Source organism: Corynebacterium suranareeae (assembly GCF_002355155.1).
Classification (GTDB): Bacteria; Actinomycetota; Actinomycetes; order Mycobacteriales; family Mycobacteriaceae; genus Corynebacterium; species Corynebacterium suranareeae.
On sequence record NZ_AP017369.1, the window covers coordinates 2,794,218 to 2,812,907 of the forward strand.

Genomic DNA, 18,690 nt, shown 5'->3' on the forward strand with positions numbered 1-18,690 from the left:
AGACTTTAGGGAGCAACATGCACTCATTCCACGAAAGGGTCCCAACATGGCACGCGCTCTGATTCTGGTTGATGTTCAAAAAGATTTCTGCCCTGGTGGCAGCCTAGCCACAGAACGAGGCGATGAAGTAGCCGGAAAAATCGGTGCGTACCAGCTCTCTCACGGGGCTGAATACGATGTCGTCGTGGTTACCCAAGATTGGCACATCGACCCAGGTGAGCACTTCTCTGAAACCCCGGACTTTAAAAACTCCTGGCCGATTCACTGCGTTGCAGATTCCGCTGGCGCAGCGATGCATGAGCGCATCCACACTGACAGCATCGATGAATACTTCCGCAAAGGCCACTACACCGCTGCCTATTCCGGATTTGAAGGCACTGCGGCGGGAGAAGAACTACTTCTAGGTCCGTGGTTGAAAAACAAAGATGTGACAGACCTAGATATCGTAGGTATTGCAACGGATCATTGCGTACGCGCCACTGCCCTGGATGCTTTGAAAGAAGGTTTCAAGGTACGCATTCTTACATCGATGTGCTCGGCAGTGGACTTTAATGCCGGGGACCGCGCGTTAGAAGAACTACATGAGGCTGGGGCGGTCCTGGTTTAACCTAGCGCTCGGAAAGCAGGCGCTGGATTTCCTTCAGATCGTTGGCCTTTTTGCGGCCGCGCACAATGCTGAAAACAACTGCGCCGACAACTACTGCAGCTACTCCCAGAAGTACCTTTTGGACATTAGGTTCCTGAAGCTTTTCGGTTGCCTGGTTCTTAGCATCATCGACCAAGTTGGCTGGCTTGCTGCGGTCCGCTAGCTCGTCGAGGGTGGAAGCCAACTGACGGCGGGTGCGCTCAATATCGCGCTGGATGTCTTCAATGTTGCGTGCCACTGGGCTACTCCTGATTGGTGTATCTGTGATCATCTAAAAATTAACGCGTCATGAAAACCCGTTACTGGGAGTCCATATTACTGAACACTTGCCCGCAAGGTGCACCAGTCCCCAAAATCACCCTATATGCAAGGTATCTACATCCTAAGCCACCGGCTATTGTTGAATACATGACTGAAGCGAAACGCCTTGACGTTGGAGATACCCCACCCGCATTTTCCCTACCGAATGATTCGGGTTCGACCACCTCACTTAGTGATTTCGCCGGAAAACAAGTTCTGGTGTACTTCTACCCCAAAGCCAACACGCCAGGTTGCACCAAGGAAGCATGCGATTTCCGTGATTCTTTGAGCAGCCTTAATGATTTAGACATCGCAGTTGTTGGCATTTCGCCGGATCCGGTGGACAAGCTCGTGAAGTTCCGTGAGGACCATGACTTAAACTTCCCTCTTCTATCCGATGAGGACAAGTCTGTGATGACTGCGTGGGGTGCGTTTGGTGAGAAAAAGAATTACGGCAAAATTGTTCAGGGTGTAATTCGTTCCACATTCCTCATCAATGCTGATGGCACCGTTGGTTTAGCCAAGTACAATGTTCGTGCAACTGGACACGTTGAGCGCATCGTCCGAGAGATCACTGCAGCATAAGAATTTTATGACATCCGAAAAGGACTCCGAGCACATGGAAGTAGCGGGCACTGAAATTTTAATGCCCCGCCGCCGTCCTGCACAGCAGCGCAGTCGTGAAAGATTCAATCGAATCCTCACCGCTGCGCGTTCAGTGCTGGTCGATTTAGGCTTTGAGTCCTTTACTTTCGATGAAGTCGCTAAGCGTGCTGAGGTTCCGATCGGCACGCTGTATCAGTTTTTTGCCAATAAGTATGTGCTTATCTGCGAGCTTGACCGCGTGGATAATGCGGAAGCTGTCGCAGAGTTAAAGAAATTTTCCGATCAAGTTCCTGCGTTGCAGTGGCCAGATATCCTCGATGAGTTCATTGAGCACTTGGCAAGATTATGGCGCGATGATCCATCTCGGCGGGCCGTGTGGCATGCCATCCAGTCGACTCCCGCCACGCGCGCAACAGCTGCCGCCACGGAAAAGGAGATGCTGGAAATAATCGCGGAAGTGATGCGCCCGCTTGCTCGTGGAGCAGGTTATGAGGAGCGCATGTCACTTGCTGGACTGCTGGTTCATACCGTGAGTTCCCTGCTCAACTATGCCGTGCGTGATGTAAACACCTCCGAAGAAGCGTTTGAAAGCATCGTTGAAGAAATCAAAAGAATGCTGATTTCTTATCTCTTCTCTGTGGCTACTGGCTAGTCAACACGCACGTCGCCACGGCATAGTCGCCGTCGTGGCTGATGCTCAAACTGGTGGAAAATTCCCCAATGGATTCCCGCACAACCTGCGCGAGGCCGGGGGCTAATTCTATGGCGACCCGCCCCCACGCGTCGGCGCGCACTTCGATGTCGCGCCACACCACGGCTTCTTCCGCGATCACGGGCGGCTGCCCATAAATGGCCTGTGACCAGGCCTTAATAAAAGATTCTTTTGCCGCCCAGCGCCCTGCCAAATGCTCGGCGTAGCGGCTTCCCTCGCGTTCATTTGCTTTTCGACGCTCCCCTGCGGAAAACACCTCCACGAAAGAACTTCCCGGCTGTGCAAGCTGCTCTGCGAACGCCGAAATGTGAACGAGGTCTGTTCCGATGCTGATCATGCGATCAAGCTTAGCGGGCTGGCCTTTTAATGAAGAAGCTCACAATCAGTGCAAAAACCGCGAGGCACGCTGAGGCAAAGAATGCTGAATTGGCGCCGTTGGCGAGGGCGGTTTGTTGGGTGGCGCCGTCGATAAGCATGTTTTTGCTGACGGTGGAATAAACCGCAATCATAACCGCGGTGCCTGCAGCGCCGGCGAGCTGTTGGAGGGTGTTGAGGATCGCGGAGCCGTGGCCGTAGAGGTTGTCGGGGACGGAGGCGAGCGCGACTGTCATCAGTGGAGTGAACAGCAGCGCAAGGCCGATGGAGAACACGATGTGTACGCCGATGATGAACCACACGTTGGCGAACTCATCGACGGTGGACAGTGCAAACAGGGAGATCACAACGAGTGACATACCGCCGATCACGAGTCCGCGCGGTCCGTGGCGATCATAAATCCGACCCACAAATGGCGACAGCACACCTTCCAAAAGTCCACCCGGCAACAGCACTAGACCTGCCACCAAAGCGGTGACCATCAACGATCCCTGCAGGTAGAGCGGCAGCGTATTCATCACACCGAGCAGTGCGCCGAACAGTGTCAAAAGCACGATCAGCGGGACGGTGTACTCGCGGATTGCCAAAGGCCGCAGATCCAACAGCGCCTTATCCTCCAAGGAATTCTGACGCCACACAAACGCAACCAGCGCGATGATGCCGACAGCCAACACGATCAACGCATTTTTGCCGCCTTCCAAAATGTCGCCAATGGAACTTAAACCATAGACAAGGCCACCGAACGCCACAGCGGAAATCAGGAAGGAAATAACATCCAAAGGAGTCTTTTTAGGCTCGTTAATGTTGGTCAAACGCAGCGCACCGATCAGAGCTGCCACAAACACCAACGGAACCATCACCCAGAAAATAGCGTGCCACGAGGAAAAATTAAGCACCAAACCAGCAACACTTGGCCCAAGCGCAGGACCAACAGCCATAACCACTGCAATCAAACCCATGACAGCACCGCGACGCTCTGGAGGTACCACGGTCATCGCAACCGTCATCAGCAGCGGCATGATCACAGCAGTACCAATCGCCTGAGCAACGCGGGCTGCCAACATAATCGCAAAAGTAGGTGCCAACGCAGCGGTCACTGTACCGATCAGGAAGATCACCGTGGCGAAAATAAACACACTACGAGTAGTAAAGCGTTCCAACATCCAACCAGTAGCTGGAAGTACCACTGCCATGGTCAGCATAAAACCGGTAAGCAGCCACTGCGCAGTATTAGCCTCAATATCAAAATCTGCCATGATCGACGGCAACGCGACTGCCAGTGTGGTTTCATTCAACATCATGACAAAAGCTGTAAAAACTAATACAGCCAAAATGATGACAACATTTCTCGGGATCCCAACCGATTCTGGGGTGGGATTACTGGAGGTGGGGTTGCTGGAGGAAGACAAGGCTCCAGCTCCTTTCTCGAATTAAAGGGCGCTATCGCGAGGTAAATGCATACCGCCCCGGTTCCTGCGACGTGCAGAAAACGGGGGCGGATAGTTGCTTAGCAAACTCTAGCAACAATTAGCGTATGCGCATGTTCTTGTGTGTGATTTCACTGGTAGGAGCGTTTGTGAGGTTTTGTGGGGTTAGGAAACCTTAGCGTGATCCAAGAATATGGATCTATTGCATTAATGAAGCTTTGAAACTCGAAGATTCAAATACGGAAAGAATAATTATCAAGCAGCGGGATGAACGGCCAGGACCTCTCCCCGGCCGGTTTAGCAAGGCACAATACCAAAAGAGAACAAAACGAGAATGCTGCAGAAGTGGCCACTTCAGATCATCATTCCTACCCCCAAATGAGATCAATGAGCTCAGTAAGACCGGTTGCAATTGTCACTACAATTCCGAGTCCAAAAGCCCTTGATCCTACCGAGTTATTGTTATGAATAGTTGGATCGAATCCTACATTCAAGGAACTATAAATATCACCAGTAATACTAATTATCCTAAAGAACTCACTTGACTTGTCACTTTTGTTAAGTGCCAGCACGCTAACCACAACAAAGTAACTTAATGAAACAACTGAATCTAAACTAGCGTGGCTTGCGTATCAGGCGATTATTGATTGTTACCAGATGGGTAATAAGCGTGAAGCGAAGAAGAAAATGCGCGCCATTATTGATCAGCTACGCGTGTTGAAGGGGCCGAATAAGGAACTAGTCCAGTTGGGTCGTAGTTTGTTTAAACGCCTTGGTGATGTGTTGGCCTATTTTGATGTGGGTGTGTCCAACGGTCCGGTTGAAGCGATCAACGGACGATTGGAGCATTTGCGTGGGATTGCTCTAGGTTTCCGTAATCTGAACCACTACATTCTGCGATGCCTTATCCATTCTGGGCAGTTGGTCCATAAGATCAATGCACTCTAAATCCGGAAGAGCCGCTTACCCTCCAAACACCATTTCGAGGCGGCACGTGGTTAAGAAGCTTCCCGATCGATAACGTTGGAGTATCAATTGCTTGTTGCTCGCTAAGTAGCTGATATTAGGATGAAGTATGAGTTTGGATCACAGCTTGCAAGCAATAGGAGCCTATCCGGATAACGGTAAGCATCGGTAGTTTCCCAAGACGATTGAAGCTCCATGAGATGGTCAAGTAATCTTTACCTCTTGCAAGCTATGTCAGGACTATTACTATCGGCCTTAACCCGGACAGACTACTGACTCTCAAGGGTAGATGGAGCAGTAAGTTCGTCCTTAGGGCGTTCTCGATCGTTAAGCTAGAGTTCCTGCCTTCTTGAGGCGAAATCATAACAAGCCTTGGAGCCAATGCTCAAAAGCAATGGTTGGGGATCTTAGTGAAGACACGGGGATTCTACTGGGCACCACTTAAAGATGCCGGAATACTTTTTCCATCGTTGTTCATTGTAGCGCAGATTTTCGCGCCCTTACCCTCGTGGCCACCAGCAAAAGGCGAATATCTATTACTCAACCTGGAGCTGTGTCTAAGCGAGGAAATGAAAATTCATCGCTAAATAATCACCGTTGGGGGTACGGAACTCACCTTCAGCCAAGAATATATGGACTTAATCAAGATATAGAATTGACAACAGCCAGATTCCGACGCTAAAATACCGCGATTTACTTAAAACTATTTCTCATCGCCTACCATTAAGGCATGGTACACCAAAGCGGAGCGGTAGTAGGACATACTCCCAAAATGATGAACTTCAACTTAGCCATCGGGCTTATTTCAATTCTATCATTAGGAGGAATTTGGGGGGTTTTCGTAGTATTCCTTTTGCTAAGTGGAGTGGAAGTTAATGGATTCGGATGGCCAAATGAATCTCTTTCGCCCTCACAGATCTTAGATACTGCCCGGGCAACAGGCACCATATCTGCCTTGTTCGGCGGAATCTTCGCAATGTTATATTCATACAGGAAGCAAAGAATTTCAGAAGCTGAAAGCTTAAGATCTGATGCATCTTCTTTGGCTGAGCGTTACCGGGCCGCATGTGAGCAAATTGGAAGTGAAAATGCATCAGTTCAACTTGCGGGCATTTACGCCTTAAGCTGGCTTGCCGATGAATGGGTAGGGCATCGACAACAGTGTGTTGATGTATTGTGCGCCTATCTTCGCTTGACTGGTTCCGCCAACAATATGACTTCAGAAGTCCCTGTGCGTACTGTCCTGAATCTAATTGAATCGCACACCTCAGTGCTAAATCCGGAGTTTACAAGTTGGTCTGATTTGACGATTGATTTAACCGGGGCATCTCTACCAGATTTTTCCTGGAATCAGGTAAAAATTCAGAAGCTCATTCTAGACCGGGCTGAGTTTGAAGAAGAAGTGAATCTCATATTCGAATTCGATAATAGTTCAGTCTCAATACGCGATGTCACCATTGCGGCGAACCTCTTTATTGCAAGCACGGGCAAAGGACGTATCTCCTTAATGAGAAGTGGTGTTATGGCGGGAGCAGAGGTCCAAATCTCACCAAGTTTAGAAACACAGCTAAATTGTATGGCCGTTCGAATAGAGGATGATTGCCTTATTAGAATTAATCTGGGTGCCTCTGGAACCGAAGGTCAAATTGACTTTAGTCATGCACATATCATCGGCCGTCTTTCATTTTTTGGTGACGGACGAGAGTATGAAACAGGAACCATTCTATTGCAAGATGCGATCACTTCAGGCAAAGGGCTAGTAGGCTTCCAAAAAGACCTCTTTTTTGAAGCTGACGAAGGGTTTTATTATGTTCCAGTATCTTCTCCTGATGGGACTTCCTATTCCAAGTTTCGCAAAATAACTGATAGAAGACGAAGTGTTTTCCGTCCAGATTCCCAGTATTTAAAAAATTGCAAACTTGCTACCTTTGAGGTCAGTTCAATTGAGCCTGTTCCTAAGTGGCATGGGGCTGAACTAGAACCAAAAAGCAATGCCTAACTACGTAATAACTGCAGTTTGGAAACCTTCCAACATCCCCTCACTGGTGACGCAGCTGCCATCAGCTAGAAGTTAAACCACCTTCTCTTTCCAGAGGCTTCCACCTATAAGGACGAACCTATGTCGGGCAAACCAAAAAGCCCCTCACACGACATCCCAACAAGGGACACCGCTTGAAGGGCTCAACCCCGCAATAACCAACTAGCCTTCGGCGCGAAGAACACCATCAACTAGGCGGGCGCGGGAATCCAGGAGGACTGAAGCTTCAACTTCCTTAGCTGCATCACCGTGGACACCAAGGTTGCGCTCAACTGGGCGTTCGTACAGTACGCCACCGTGCATGCCGGCGACGATGGTGCGAAGACCTGCTTCTTCACGAGCAATCGCGGAGGCACGCCATGCGTCAGCAGCCTCAGCACCACGAGCCACACGAACTGCCTCGTAGAAAGCATCTGGGTGAACAATCGCAACCAGAGCAGACACGTGTCCGAATCCAAGTGAGGTAACAAGACCTGCCTTTGGAGCCTTTACACGAAGATCCAGTGGCTTGCGCAGCCAGACCAAGTGGGAGTGCTTGGCCAGTACTGGGTCAACGCAGTCAAGTGCGCGGTTGGCTGGCACCAGTCCGGAACGAAGAACCTGGGTGAGGCCAATCATCTGGAATGCTGCTGCACCACCCTTTGCGTGTCCGGTGAGTGTCTTCTGGGAGATCACGTACATCGGGTTGCCGTCTGCACGACCGATAGCAGATGCAATGCGCTCGTGCAGGTCAGACTCGTTTGGATCATTCGCATTGGTGGAGGTGTCGTGCTTGGAGATAATCGAGATCTCATCAGCGGCAACACCAACAGAACGCAGTGCTACTGCAAGGCGGGATTCCACTCCATCGCGGGCAGCGCCAAGGGCACCAAGTCCTGGAGCTGGAATGGAGGTGTGTGCACCGTCTGCGAAGGATTCAGCGAATCCGATGACACCGAGTACTGGTAGTCCCAGGTCAGCTGCAAGTGATGCGCGTGCCAGAAGGACGGTTCCGCCACCTTCGGATTCGATGAATCCACCGCGGCGACGGTCGTTGGCGCGGGAGAAGAAGCGGTGTTCAATTCCCTTCCCTTCCATTTCTGCGGAATCAGCGGTTGCAGCCATGTCGCCGAAGCCGGTGATGCCTTCAACAGATAGAGCATCAAAGCCACCTGCAACAACGAAGTCGGACTTGCCGATGCGGATCTTGTCCAGAGCTTCTTCCACAGAAACAGCTGCGGTTGCACAAGCTGCCACTGGGTGAATCATCTGACCGTAGCCACCGACGTAGGACTGCATGACGTGAGCTGCAACAACGTTGGGCAGTGCTTCCTGCAAGACGTCGTTGGCGCGTGGCTCTGCCAGAATGCGGTCCACGTAGATGCCGCGGAGGGATTCCATGCCGCCCATGCCGGTGCCCTGGGTGGAGGACACGCGAGCTGGGTGAACAGCTGCAAGCAGTTCCGCTGGGGTGAAACCAGCAGAGAGGAATGCATCGACAGTACAGACAATGTTCCACAGCGCGACGGTGTCCAAGTTGTCCACCATGTCTGCTGGGATTCCCCATACAGCTGGGTTGAAGTCCTTTGGCACCTGACCACCAACAAAGCGGGTCATAGCCATGCGGCGAGGCACACGGATCGCAGAACCTGCCTTGCGGGTAACCTTCCACTCCCCTGCTGCTTCATCGAAGGATGCAAAGGTGAGTTCTGGCTCAGAGTCGACGTAGGTCAGTGCCTCTTCGCGGGATCCCACATTGAAGGTGAGGTCATGGTCGAGGTAGACGGTGGTCAGCTCTGGTGCGAAGTTATCGATCATGCCGTATTCAGGCATGTCGTTGTACTTGCGCACGCCAACGCGTGCCATTACTTCATCGTGGTAGCGGTCGAAGATGTCTTCTTCAGCCACTGCCTCGTCGGAGTCGTCGTACCAGCCTGGTTTTGGATCTTCATCCCAGTGGATTAGTCCCATGGTCCATGCCAGTTCGATGACACCTGCGGCGGTGAGGGAACCGTTGAGTTCGGCGTCGAAACGCGTACGAGCAGAACCCAATGGTCCGAGCTCGCCGGCTCCGACGATAACAACCATCTCATCGAGGTCTTGGGTGACTTGACCTGCAAAGTCGGGGGTGGTTTGAACCACTGGCCTGTAAGGAGTTGGCAGTGCTGCCACGGTGCGTGGAGTCTCAACGACTGGCGCGTTTGCTGCCTTGGCTGCTTCCGCGCGTGCCATTTCTGCCAGGTTCAGGTCAGACTCACCAAGTCCGCCAGTGAAGTCGACCGTGATTGGAGCAGAAGCTGCCTGCTCACGGACATCAGAAGTCGCCTGGGACAGCAGCTTCTCTGCGATTTCTTGCGTTGAGTAGGTTTCCACGCCTGCTTCTTCGGCTGCCTTGACCAAAGGATCGTTACCACCCATCAGGCCAGTGCCGCGAACCCAACCGATGTGTGCGTGCACGAGGGAGGTGTTAGCTCCCCATGCAGCTTGCTCCGCGTTCCAACGGGTAACCACGGCGTCAAGAGCTGCCTTGGATTCACCGTATGCGCCGTCGCCGCCAAAGCGTCCACGGTTTGGTGAACCTGGAATGACCACGTGCAAGCGGTGTCCAACGTTGCTAGCAGAACCCAGTGGTGCAAGGCCTGCGATGAGGCGCTCGACCGACCAGAGCAGAAGACGCATCTGGGATTCTGCCTGTGGGCCTGCATCTGCCATAGATCCGGAAACGCGTGGTGCCGCGAATGGGAACAGCAAGGTTGGCACCAATGTTGGCTTGACCAGCTTGGATGCACCGTTGACTGTGGTGGTTTGCTCGGATCCAACCCAGTTGATGATGGCATCGATATCTGAGAAAGAGCTTAAATTAGCTGGAACAACCCAGAGAGCTGCTGTACCACGTGCGGAACGTGCGTAGAGATCCTTGTAGAACTCCAGGCGGTCATGGCCCAGGTTGGAGGTCGTGGCGATAACAGTTGCACCGCCAGCAAGAAGCTTTTCGACGACCGCCGCCGCGATCGAGTTCGGCGATCCACCGGTTACGACTGCAACATCGTCGGCGTAATCCAAAGAGCCAAGATCGCGGGCCTGAGCTGCGAGATCATCAAGACCAAAGAATTCAGCTTGTGCTGCAACAGCTTCGCCACTACCAGTGACATCGATGTCAGTTGCCGCAAGCTCACCAAGAGCAACGCGGGTGAGATCCTCACGTGCAGAAGCCCAACGGTCATCGAGCAGAACAACCTTGTTTTCATCAAAGCTTGGTGCAACTTGGCGTGGCCAATCAGAACCTAGTTCCTTGGAGACCAACTCGTAGAGGTCTTCCTCTGCGGTGTCATCTAGGGAAATGGTTGCTGGCTTATCAAGTCCAAGCTGGGTCAAGATGGTGCGGGCTGCCTGAGCAAGCACGCCGTCTTGTCCGGTTACTTGTTCTGCGAATTCTCCAAGAGCTGCGGAATCAACCACTCCGCCTGCTGCGCCGCCTGCTGAAGGCAGGGAGACCGCAACGCCGTTGCGCGAGGCTACGGCCTGGACGGCGGCGTCGATAAGCGAATCAAGTTCTGCTGCAGACGCTGGGTTTGCCGGGGACAGTGAGGCCAGATCTCCGCCGCGCAGGGATGCGCCTTCGCGGGCGCCGATCACAACTTCAGCGACCACGTGGTCAGCCCAGCCTTGGCCCAATTCCCACGTACCGGTGACGCGCTCTGCGATATAACCCGGGCGCTTACCGGTAGGACCAGTGAGGCGACGCAGGGCATCAGCTGCAGCATCAGAGAGCACAGGGCCAAATGCCTTGTAGCCCTTCGCCATCTTGGACACGGTGACTTTTAGATCACCAAGCTCAGCATCGGCTGCGCCGTCAATTGCGCCGAGGCCGAACTCCACACCAAGATCGAGCAGCAGCTGGTTGCGGCGCGAGGACACGCCTTCAACCAGGGTTTCGATGGAATCGGTTGCACCCATCTGATCTGGGCGAACCTTGGTCCAGATAGCGATGAGCATTTCAGTGGCATCGGAAGGTGTAAAGCTGATGTCATCTGGGCGAGGGCCGCCGGTGGCAACAACAGGGGCTGCGACCGGGGCTGCTGGGGTTTCTGCTACAGGTGCCTCAGGGGCTTCTGCAGGGGTTTCCGCTACTACTTCACGCACAACCTCATCGGTAGCGAACACAACTGGGCGATCACGCTCAATGTTCAACACCTCAATGGTGGCGTCTGCGTACTGAGGAAGGCGCAGGGTTTGGCCCATCATGTTGGCAAGCGTTGGAGCTGAACCAACACCAACCTCCACGAAACGCTCAACTTCAAGGCCCTTGATCAACAGATCCTGGGTCTCAATCCAGCGCACAGGTGATGCGAACTGCCATGCAAGCAACTCAATGAGCAAGGTGCGGGCAAGTTTTTGCCTATCGGCAGAGGCAGCGGCGAAATCAGCCAAGATCTCATTGACATAGGTGGACTCCACCACTTCTGCCATGGATGCCACGAACTCTTCGGTGAGCTCGAATGGGCGTGCCACCAAGTTTGGAATGTAGCGGCCAACCAGCACGTCGAGATCCAGCTCAGCTGGGATCAAAGAATCCAGGTGCTCACGGAACGCGCCCACACCATCACGCAGCTTGGAGGAGTGGAATGGCACGTCAATGCCAGGGATCATGATGAAGGCGCGCTGACCTGGTGCACGATCTTCCACATCGGCGCGAAGAGCTGCAAGACCAGCCTGGGTTCCAGCAACTGCGTACTGCAAGCCAGCCAGGTTATAGTTCACGATCTCCAGGAATTCACCGGAAGCTTGCGAAATGGACGCCACATAATCAAAGACGTTGTCTGCAGTTAGACCCATCTTGTTGGGGCGAAGTGCAGCAAGCCCATAGTTGGACAGGCCGTTTTCATCGCGGTCCACCAAGCGGTGCATGGTGAGGCCACGGCGGTAGACGATCTCCAGAACTGATTCCAAAGACAGCACACCAGCGTAAGCAGCCAGCGCGTTGTATTCACCAACAGAGTGTCCAGCAAAGTATGCACGCTGGTTCAACGCATGTGCTTCACGCATTTCAGCGATCTGGGCTACACCTAAGGTTGCCATGCCCACCTGGGTGAACTGGGTGAGATACAAAACGCCATCAGGGTGGAAGAACTTCTCGCCTGCCACAGTGACTTCACGAGGGTTGTTTTCCACGATCTCCACGATGGAGAAGCCCAGCTTGCTGCGGGTGTGTGCATCGGCGCGGTCCCAAATAGCGCGAGCTGCCTGGGAATTGCGGCGTGCCTCCATACCCATACCCTGGGACTGAATGCCCTGGCCTGGGAATGCGTAGAACGTCGATGGAGCTGCCACAACTGCAGTGGCGGTAAGCACCAAGTTGCCGTTGACGGTTGCGCTAACAGTGCGGACCTCACCCATTCCTGGGCGGTTGTCTACTGCGGAGCGCTCAACGTTGAACTCAATTTCTTCACCTGGAAGAACTGGTGCCAGCATGGTGGCGGTGTATTCCACGATCTTGGCTGCAGGGGTTTGAGTCTGCTCATCGTTGAATGCTGCACCGGCGATCAGTTCACCGATGGCAGAAGTCCACATGCCGTGAACGATCACACCTGGCAAACCAGCCAGGGAGCCAGCAACATCAGAGACGTGAATTGGGTTGCGGTCACCAGAGATCACAGCGAAAGGACGCATGGATTCAGGTGCCACCACGGTTGCCACTGCGCGAGCCGAACGTGGGGTGTCCACGGTGGTAGGCAGCGCGGAGGTGTTGGTGCGTGCGACAGCGTTACCCTTGCGTCCACGGATGGCAAAACGCTCAGCCAACGTAGCAATCAGGGTGCCTTCTGCGTCGGCGATTTCTGCGCGCACGATCACGAGGCGGCCAAGATCGGTGTCTACAACTTCATCAGCAGTTGCAGTGACCTTCAGTGCGCCGTCGGTTGGGATATCGGCCTTGAGCACAATGTGGTGCTCGAGGTGAACCAAAGACAGCATGCCTTCCACAACAGATGCGGAATCAGTGCCTGGGATAATCGCGGACTTCACGGCAGCGAACACTGCTGGCCATGCGCGACCAACCAACACATCAGGTGCGGTGTGCGCTGGAACAACGGATGCTGGCAGGTAGCCTGCGGTGACGTTGTTGTAATCAGCGATAACGCCTGCATCAAGGGAAGTTTCCCAGGTAGCGGTGCCGTTGTTCACGGTTGCCAGGGTGCCGCCAGCTGCGATGCGGGTCAGTTCACCCATTGCGGCTTCAGCGTCTTCTTGGGTTACCAGCGGTACAGCGCTTGGCAGTGCATCAATTGGGCTGGTGAAACGGATCTTCAACTCAGCGGTGGTGCCAAATGCGGTGGATCCAGCCAAAGGCACGGTCAGCATTGCATGCTCGGCGTCTTCATAGACCAAGTTGGAGCCTGTTGGGCCGTGGAATGCTTCAAATTCAGAGCGGGACCACTTATCAGCATCGCCGAGGCTGTGGATTACCGATGGGATGTTACGACCAGCCCAGAACGTGCCCGGTGAGGAAAGTACCTTGCCCATGATGTCGCGGGAGCGGGAATCATGCTCGGTGATGCGCTCGATGGTGGCATCAACAAAGCGATCCAAGAGCTCCGCTACTGGCTCATTGGCCTTGGTAATACCAGCAACAGCAACAACACCAGGGATGATAGCCACCTGATCAGCGGTGTAGCGATCATCGTGGGACTGCCACAGGGAGTCCGAGCGCCACCAGCGGCGCACGTCCTTATCGATCACAGGCACAAAGTTCACAGGCTTGCCCGGCGTACGGCACAGGCTCAAGAACCACGCGACATCAGCCGGGGTGAGCAGGTCGGTTGCGGCATTCGGGTAAGCAGCAAGAAGCTTATCGACGCCCCCCTCCACCGTGACACTAGGCTCAAATTGGCCATGATCTTGTTCAATCAAACGCGCCTCGGCACGCTCCAACATCTGAGCAAAGCGAACCTTCCAAGAAGGATCAACCCACTGACCATCAACAGGGCCAGACAGTTCAAGGTAGCGGTTTAGCCACTGCTCATAGGTCATTTCGCCTAAGTCACCGAAGTACACCTTGGCGGTCTTGCCAATGGCGTCGATGATTTCATCCCGGCGCGCCTGCACGGCAGCATCATCACCTGCGACCTCATCAAGAAGGCGTCCAGCCTTAGCAAAGGAGTTGTCGATCTCGTGGATATCTGCACCAAGCTGGGAACGACCAGAAGCCATGCCGTTCTTGGCACCACCGGCAGGAACCCATCCATCAGAGCCTTGTGTTGCAACAAGAAGTTCTTTAACAGCCTGGGAGGTGGTTGCTTCCTTGGTTGCCATGGCAGCGGTACCGACCAAAATGCCGTCAACTGGCATTGCTGGCAGACCATAAGAAGTAGACCAGGAACCGGTGACATAATCAGCAGCGCGCTCAGCAGTACCAATACCACCACCGACACACAAGACCACGTTGTCTAGTGCGCGGACCTTGCCGTAAGTAGCGATCAGCAGCTCATCGAGGTCTTCCCACGAGTGGTGTCCACCTGCGACACCGCCCTCGATCTGGATGATGATGGGAAGTTCTGGAATTTCTTTAGCAATCGCAAGTACTGCGTCAACCTGCTTGATGGCACCTGGCTTGAACGCAATCCATGGGAAGCCATCACGCATAAGTTCCTTGACCAATGCAACGGCTTCATCCTTTTCAGGAATACCAGCGGTGATCACAATGCCGTCGATGGGTGCACCGTTGGCGCGGGCCTTAGGAACAAGGCGCTTGCCACCGATCTGCATCTTCCACAGGTATGGATCTAGGAACATGGAGTTGAACTGGGCGTTAATGCCTGGTTCAAGCATGTCGGTGAGCTGTGCGATATGGGTTTCGAGAATTTCTGGGGTGACTTGTCCACCACCAGCAAGTTCAGCCCAGTGTCCACCGTTGGCCGCAGCCGCAACAATTGCTGGATCAACAGTGGTTGGGGTCATGCCAGCCAGCATCATTGGGGTGCGGCCGGTGAGCTCAGTGAACTTGGTAACCAGGCGTGGGGTGCCGTCAACGTGCTCAACGCGAGGTGCAAATTCCTGGTAATCCACAGGAAGTTCTGGTGCCATGCCCGCATCAAAGATCTTGGCCTGGCCTGTGGCATCTCCGACATAGAAGGAATCAGCGCCACGGCCTTCGAGGATGCTTGCAGTAAGTTTTACTACTCCGCCATCTGGTCCGACATCGAGGAACCAGCGAGCACCGGCCTCATATGCTTCATTAACGCGTGCTACCCAATCAACAGGGTTTACCAGCACATCGGCTGCGATCTCGCGGGTAAGTTCTACATCTAAACCAGCGGTGGTTGCCCATGCAACGGTTTGTTCCACTGCCATGTTCATTGCTGGGTGGTGGAAAGCAGACTGAACGTTCAGCGCAGAAATACGAGGGTTAAATGCAGCACCACCGCGCAGTTTATCTTCGATGGCCTTCTTGTCTTGTGCAGCCATCTTTTCAATTGCTTTGACCACGCGTGCATTGTCATCTGGGCGGCCGACCAAAACATAGGAATCACGTGAATTGCGCAGACCGATAACCGGGCGGATCTCCGCAGGTACGTCGGTGCAGGCCGCGTCGATAGCTTGCCGAAGCTGTTCGCGGGTAATACCTGCAATGGCCAGCATCGGCATGTTATCGCCCTGAGCAATCAGGCCAGTCATGCGTGCGGTGCGGGTGATCGCTGCACCGATCAACTGTGCAATGGCAACAAGTTCATCAGCACGAGTTGGGTCTTTGAGCAGGTGCACACCCAGCACCCCCTGGGAATGGCCGATGTTTGATACAGCCTGATCCACATCCAGGCGCTGCGCCTCAAGGGAATCCAAGGTAGCGATCTGGGAAACAAAGATACCTGGCACACTTACTGCAGACTGCGCAGTATCGAAAGCTGGCCCTTCGGAGTCATTAGCCCACGCCACTGGATCAAAACCAAATGGAAGGGTGCCAATGAGATCATCAGCAACTGGTGCAAGCAATGCGTTTGCACGCTCGACGATTTCCCCAACATTTGTTCCTGCGCCTGCAGCAACGGCAGCGCGAAGGGTTTTCAACCAGTCATATCCTTGGCCGGCGAAAGCGAAGGCAAAAGGCTCCTGGCCAAAGCGGTTAATCAGTCGGCTGGCCCCGAAGTTCCTGCTCAATTCGGTCACGTGAGAACTCGCTCCTTGTATAACTCAGCCGGGATGAACACGTCGTGCGAATCCTGACCGGAAGTTTCGGTTATTACACTTTTAAAGAAAATGGCACGCCTGTGAACCACCAGGGTGACATTGGATAGAAAACAATATGCCACAAATCATGAGGAAAACGTCATCTTTTGCGGGCGTGGCATTTTCCGCTTCTCTTATCGTGCCATTTATCCCCTTGCAAACAAAACTTTCATGCCCCTAAAAACCTCAGCAGCACACTAGGGAAACACGCAGGTTAGAACTAGCCCAACAGGTCTGAAACCATGGCCCGAGCAGCCTCCAGCCGAGCACTCTTATTGTGTTGTTGTTCACCTTCTGTTTGCTTGAGGGAAATTCTCACACCTTCCATTGGAAGGAACACTTGGCAGGCATGATCCGGTATAACCTCAGCTTCAGCAACAATGCCTCGTTCATCCATCCAGGCATCAAAATCCCGTGAAATACTCACCACTGACCATCCCTTCCCAACACTTCCAAAGCCCAGGACACCTCGATGATAGTTGAGGCATCTTCCAAATAGCAGCCTGTTAATTCTTCAAAACGCCGCAACCGATAGCGCAGCGTATTCACATGGACCGGAATGCTGCGTGCAGCTGCAGGAATATTCATCTGGTTCCCCAAATACGCACGCAAAGACTCAACTATCTCATGAGCGAACTCCCCTGACTCTTTCAACGGCTCAATGTATTTCTGCACAAGAATTTCACTGACCCGGGGATTTGAGTGGATAGCCAACTTCCACGACAAATCCTGCGCCGTTGACACCGAGTTGAGCCCCAAGTTATTCGCTGCCTTTAAAACAAGCGATGCATCTTCATAGGAATCAGCCAGCCGAGACAACACCTCTGCCCTACCCAGCCCGACAGCAAAACCGGGACCTTCGACGCTGGTTTTTGGCTCACCAATGACAATCCCCACGATCACACTGGGCTGCACCGACGTTAAAACCCTCACCCCAGCGTGCTTCGCCCACTTTCCAATCTGCCCCTCTGCATGCGCATGATCAGAAGATGCCGCAGCCAGTGCTCGAAGAGGAGTTACAGAGGGCACGTCATACATCGCAGCACCCCACAGCAATTCCGACATAGCAGAGCCCTGCGACACGGCCTTACCAATCCACTCTGAGCGTCTCACAGAATCAGCAATCGCCTGCGCGACCTCATGATCGCGGTACACGCTGGTTGCTCTGGTGGAAAAGGCATCATTGACCGCCCACATCAAGGTGGACCACCGCAGCATCCTGCCGGGATCAATATTGTATTCCGGCCCCAACTGCACCAAATGCTCCAGAATTTCCCCCAGGGACATTCTAAAACCATGCAGCACGCTACCCAGGGGCACGTTTTGCGCTATGCGTTCGTCGGCAAGCATTAAAGCCTCAGGCAAATTTGCCGCTTCAGGCTCGGTGCCCGCGTTAATCACGCGAATAATCAAGGCCATATTGCGTATCGACGATTGCCTCACCGATTCCGCATCCACCCCTTCATAGCCCGGGATTTCAGCCAGCAATTTCGTGGCAGTGCGCTTCGCGATATCCGGTGCATCAGCCTCGAGCCGAGCAAGCAATTCTTGCCACCGCTCGGCCCGCACATCCGCTACAGATCCATCCGAGGTGACGGAACTAACATTCTCCATGGAATCCCAGGGTAGCGGGGATCATTGCACCATGCGACACCCTTACCATGACCCATTTGATAGCACGAAAACTTGTCGAACATCGGGGGTACCCCCTATCGTTGTCACAACTTGATAACGGACTGGTTAATAAATGGCCAAACTAAGCCGTTTTAGCCTCCACGAAAAGGATTCTCATGCTAAACATCGCACGCAACCGCACCATGAAGCGTCGACTAGCAATCGCTGCTATCGTCGCCGGCGCTGCTACCGCCGCTACCGTGGCACCAGCATCCGCGCAAACTGACTTTTCAGCACTATCCTCCGGTGTAACCAACGCAGTCAACAACACCGTCGCAGAAGTCACCGGCACCACCGTTGCCCGCCCCGCAAACGGAACCTTCACATCCGGATTCGGCCCACGCTGGGGAACCTTCCACAACGGCATCGACATCGCCAACGCCATCGGCACCCCAATCTACGCCGTCATGGATGGCACTGTGATCAGCTCCGGCCCAGCATCCGGATACGGCCAATGGATCCGCATCCAACACGACGACGGATCCATCTCCATCTACGGACACATGGAATACCTTTACGTCTCCGTCGGCGAACGCGTAAGCGCTGGACAAGAAATCGCAGGAATGGGCAACCAAGGATTCTCCACCGGATCCCACCTCCACTTCGAGATCCACCCAGATGGCGTCACCCCAGTTGATCCACAAGCATGGCTGGCAAACCACGGCATCTACGTTTAATCAAGCTTTGCTTTCACAATTTTGCCGCCACCATTTACAGGCTGTTTAAGCGGTCGAACATTCCGCAT

The 18,690-nt window shown here is 53.6% G+C and carries 11 protein-coding genes and 1 pseudogene; 6 read left to right on the plus strand and 6 right to left on the minus strand.

Annotated features, from left to right (window positions below):
* Nucleotides 1–46: 46 nt before the first annotated feature.
* Complete coding sequence (locus tag N24_RS12945; protein ID WP_096457890.1) at nt 47–607, plus strand: isochorismatase family protein; 561 nt, start codon at nt 47–49, stop codon at nt 605–607.
* Between the two features lies 1 nt (nt 608).
* Here N24_RS12945 and N24_RS12950 read toward each other — a convergent pair whose 3' ends face one another.
* Nucleotides 609–884: a DUF3618 domain-containing protein gene (locus tag N24_RS12950; RefSeq protein ID WP_096457893.1), complete on the minus strand. Its 276-nt coding sequence runs from the start codon at nt 882–884 to the stop codon at nt 609–611.
* A 170-nt stretch (nt 885–1,054) separates the two neighbouring features.
* Here N24_RS12950 and bcp point away from each other — a divergent pair, with 170 nt between their 5' ends.
* Nucleotides 1,055–1,531, plus strand: coding sequence for a thioredoxin-dependent thiol peroxidase (gene bcp / locus N24_RS12955; RefSeq protein ID WP_096457896.1), 477 nt, complete (start codon nt 1,055–1,057; stop codon nt 1,529–1,531).
* Nucleotides 1,532–1,538: 7 nt separating this feature from the next.
* Nucleotides 1,539–2,204 carry a TetR/AcrR family transcriptional regulator gene (locus N24_RS12960; protein WP_167382116.1) on the plus strand — a complete coding sequence of 222 codons (666 nt, stop codon included), beginning with the start codon at nt 1,539–1,541 and terminating at the stop codon, nt 2,202–2,204.
* Here the strand turns inward: N24_RS12960 and acpS are convergent.
* Together acpS and N24_RS12970 are read right to left on the minus strand one after the other, a co-directional pair.
* Complete coding sequence (gene acpS / locus N24_RS12965) at nt 2,194–2,601, minus strand: holo-ACP synthase AcpS (RefSeq protein WP_096457899.1); 408 nt, start codon at nt 2,599–2,601, stop codon at nt 2,194–2,196. The two genes, N24_RS12960 and acpS, sit on opposite strands and share 11 nt — an antisense overlap.
* A gap of 10 nt (nt 2,602–2,611) precedes the next feature.
* The gene (locus N24_RS12970) at nt 2,612–4,048 is read right to left on the minus strand and encodes an MDR family MFS transporter (RefSeq protein WP_096457902.1); all 1,437 of its coding nucleotides are present in this window, start codon (nt 4,046–4,048) and stop codon (nt 2,612–2,614) included.
* A 630-nt stretch (nt 4,049–4,678) separates the two neighbouring features.
* Here N24_RS12970 and N24_RS12975 point away from each other — a divergent pair.
* Nucleotides 4,679–5,014: pseudogene (locus N24_RS12975) on the plus strand (transposase); the annotation flags it as partial.
* A gap of 790 nt (nt 5,015–5,804) precedes the next feature.
* Nucleotides 5,805–7,031 (plus strand): hypothetical protein, encoded by a 1,227-nt coding sequence (locus N24_RS12980; RefSeq protein ID WP_096457904.1) that lies wholly within the window; start codon nt 5,805–5,807, stop codon nt 7,029–7,031.
* Between the two features lie 201 nt (nt 7,032–7,232).
* Here the strand turns inward: N24_RS12980 and N24_RS12985 are convergent, their stop codons facing one another.
* The 3 genes from N24_RS12985 to N24_RS12995 all read right to left on the minus strand — a co-directional run bounded on the left by N24_RS12985 (nt 7,233) and on the right by N24_RS12995 (nt 17,885).
* Nucleotides 7,233–16,211, minus strand: coding sequence for a type I polyketide synthase (locus N24_RS12985; RefSeq protein ID WP_096457907.1), 8,979 nt, complete (start codon nt 16,209–16,211; stop codon nt 7,233–7,235).
* Nucleotides 16,212–16,491: 280 nt separating this feature from the next.
* On the minus strand, nt 16,492–16,698 hold the full coding sequence (locus tag N24_RS12990; RefSeq protein ID WP_096460200.1) for a hypothetical protein: 207 nt from the start codon (nt 16,696–16,698) through the stop codon (nt 16,492–16,494).
* Entirely contained in the window at nt 16,695–17,885 is a 1,191-nt protein-coding gene (locus N24_RS12995) for a PucR family transcriptional regulator (RefSeq protein WP_096457910.1), read from the minus strand. Before N24_RS12995 ends, N24_RS12990 begins: the two co-directional genes overlap by 4 nt.
* A 176-nt stretch (nt 17,886–18,061) precedes the next feature.
* On the opposite strand from N24_RS12995, the gene N24_RS13000 reads away from it, so the two are divergent.
* Nucleotides 18,062–18,622: a M23 family metallopeptidase gene (locus tag N24_RS13000; RefSeq protein WP_096457913.1), complete on the plus strand. Its 561-nt coding sequence runs from the start codon at nt 18,062–18,064 to the stop codon at nt 18,620–18,622.
* The last annotated feature ends 68 nt before the right edge of the window (nt 18,623–18,690 follow it).